The sequence below is a fragment of the Succinivibrio sp. genome (assembly GCF_045124615.1).
In the GTDB taxonomy this organism is placed as follows: Bacteria; Pseudomonadota; Gammaproteobacteria; order Enterobacterales; family Succinivibrionaceae; genus Succinivibrio; species Succinivibrio faecicola.
In genome coordinates this window covers 1-2,793 of sequence record NZ_JBGVMC010000380.1, presented here as the reverse complement: position 1 = coordinate 2,793, position 2,793 = coordinate 1, and the positions used below count along the sequence as shown (strand labels likewise).

At 36.6% G+C, this 2,793-nt stretch carries 3 protein-coding genes; all 3 read right to left on the bottom strand.

The features are described 5' to 3' along the window. Positions 1-382: penicillin-insensitive murein endopeptidase (locus ACJML3_RS10130; protein WP_406022904.1), on the bottom strand; the 382-nt coding region annotated here is incomplete at its 3' end. A 2-nt stretch (positions 383-384) separates the two neighbouring features. Further along, positions 385-2,043, bottom strand: coding sequence for a hypothetical protein (locus tag ACJML3_RS10125; protein ID WP_406022902.1), 1,659 nt, complete (start codon positions 2,041-2,043; stop codon positions 385-387). A 19-nt stretch (positions 2,044-2,062) separates the two neighbouring features. After that, a partial coding sequence (locus tag ACJML3_RS10120; RefSeq protein WP_406022900.1) for a BON domain-containing protein occupies positions 2,063-2,793 on the bottom strand: 731 nt, incomplete at its 5' end.

The following is a 2,793-nucleotide window of genomic DNA, read 5'->3' as shown; positions in this document are numbered from 1 at the left end:
TTGGATGAGACAGTTCATATTCTGTCTTTTTTGGATTTGCAAAATCAAAAGATATATCAACATCAAGACCTGACTGATGTGATCCATGATTTGAACGAGGACCGAAAGAACCACCAACAGGTGATGACAGATCACCTACTAACAGAATAGGAAGCTTATTCTTCTTAGCCTTTACAGATAAATTCTTAATAAAAGAAAGTAATGATGGATGACCATAGTTTCTGTCCTTGCCCCACTTTTGAATCTGGTAGTACTCACCAGATTGCAATGGTTTAGCTCCTGCAATACATCCGTTTGCATATGAGCCAATTACCTCAGAACAAAAAGCTTTTAGAGAGCATATGACAAGAAAGCAAATAAGAATAATCTTTACAATTTTCATAGCTATGAGAAAGATAACAGCTTTTTAAGAAAACCAAGTCTTGCAGGAGGATTAATTTTAAAAAGAATTGAAATCTCCTGGAAACAGTACGTTTTTTCAACAGGCTCTAATGAACGCTGTCTTACAAGATTTACGCAATTTTGAAGAAAATTGTACAGATCGGCTAAGTATGGATATGCCTCTTTTTGAAGAATTTCAGATAAAAGCTTTCTTATATCCTTAAGATCGTCTGAATCGTTATATTTAGGAACGGATGCAATATCTGTAAATGAATATCCGGTAATAAACTCAAGCCAAACTTTAAGCTCAGAGCTTATCCAGATATCAGAAAAAACATTCTTTGCTTGCAGATAGAATGACTGAATATTATTAACAGCATAATCAGATGATACTTCTCTATCCTTTCCACGCCCCTTTACGTCAAAGCTTATAAACAGAAGCTGACCTGAATTCTGTCTTATATACCTTGCATCGCGTGCTTCCTTGAAGAAGTAGTATTTCTGAGCAGTTCTGTTCTTCTCATCAATCCTCTTCATTTTCTTAAAATCTAGAAATTCATAGCTCTTTTCAGATCTTGCTCTAAAAGACTGTCTGACAAGAGATGAGATAAGTTTCTTTTTCTGAGATGGATTTAAGAATATATCGAGATTATCAATGATGAAATATGAAAAATGCTCTTTATTTGCTGAATTTAGACATGAAAAATCACCATGAGCTAAAGCAATATTCTTAGCAACTTCAGTCTTATGCTGATAAAGTGCATAAAAACAAAGTACCCACAGCTGAATATCAAAATTCATCACTCTTGTGAAGATAAATGATGCCAGATCGTTTACACCTGTCAGATTAGAGGATGAGAACACAGTATTACGCTTGAATTCCCAGTCATTAGCGTACATTCCAAGCTCAAACCAGTTGATTCTGTCTGATAAGGTACCATCAAAAAGATCGTTTATCATTTCATCGGTGGTATTATCAAAAGAATCGCACTCAACATTAAACCACTGTTTTTTGGTATCAGGAAGTGGCCATATCAGACTCATCTGAAGATTGCCTAATGACAGATCCTTTCTTAGTTTAGGATTTTCTATGCAGTTGTTTAAAAACTCCCACAACGCTGCCATTTTATAAAGCTTTTTGAGCAAAGGAGTGTAATTGGTATTCTTTGCATTATCATCAAGAATACCAACGAAACGACACATCTGATCGAGTGTTGTGCACTCTAATGCCTTTTGTGAATTAGCTTGTTCAGAGCTGAATGTCTTTTCCCACATTCTTTTAATACTCTGAAATTCACCTGCTGAATTGACAATAGCATTAACAGGCTCTATTCCCTCATCAAAACAGACGATACATCTGTTTTTAAGGTAATCGCTAGATAACATATCCTCAAGTGAAGGAAGTTTATCATCTTTTTCGATTCGCTCTTTTGTAATACCTATTGCAGAATAAACATCTGGCCATCTGATTTTATTCAGAGTTACCTCTGGCTTTAGGTATGTATGAACATACACCTCAGGTCTGTTTTCCTTGCCAGGAGAGAAGCTTAATGCAGCATACTCGAGAGCGTACTCAGCCTCACCTTCATTTGATGAATATACATCAACAAAATATACAGTTGACTGAGAAGATGAAGACTGTAAAAGAGCCCTGGTTAACATTTACTCTCACCTACCTTGATTAAAGGCTAGAAGCAGGAGAGCTTGGTGCTAACAGATCGTCATCTTCAAGTAAAACTGCACCACCGTTATCAATTCCGCTCTGAGCCTCTGATGCTAAAGAGGAAGATGATGTTGATGAAACAGATGATGAAGATGATGAAGATGATGTAGTGTTACCAATTACAGGAACATCATCTGAGGAATTAGGAGTACCAGATGCATCCATGTAATCATAAATAGGACGAACAATCTTTACGCCTGAAACCTTACTTGCCTGGATATTTGCTCTTTTACCTTCTTCCTTTGTTACATAACCTAGAAGATAAACAACGCTATTTTCTGTATATACCTTGAAACGGCCAGAGCTTATATTCTTGGTAAATAACAATGCACTCTTAACCTTTGATGTCAGATATGCATCATGAGCAATTGTCTGTGAAGAAACAGGCATCCTGTTTTCAACATAGTTGAAAACTCTTTTTACATTCTTAATCTGCTTGATATAACCGATAGCCCAGTTTAAATATTCGCTATCAGTAGTCTGACCAACTAACAGAACATTTCCGTTAACAGAAACAGCATCAACACGGAAAACTTTAGGATCTGATCTCATTCTATCGTTAGAAAGATAGCTTGAAGCCTCATTCTCAATCTTCTGATCATCAACCTGCACATCAACAGTTCTGCTATCAGAACCTACAACTGCACCAACACCAGCTGCTGTACCGCCTACAAGCATCGTTACACAGC

Coding starts and splice junctions, on each gene's coding strand:
- ACJML3_RS10125 (WP_406022902.1), bottom strand. CDS start 2,043: ATGTTAACCAGGGCTCTTTTACAGTCTTCATCTTCTCAGTCAACTGTA.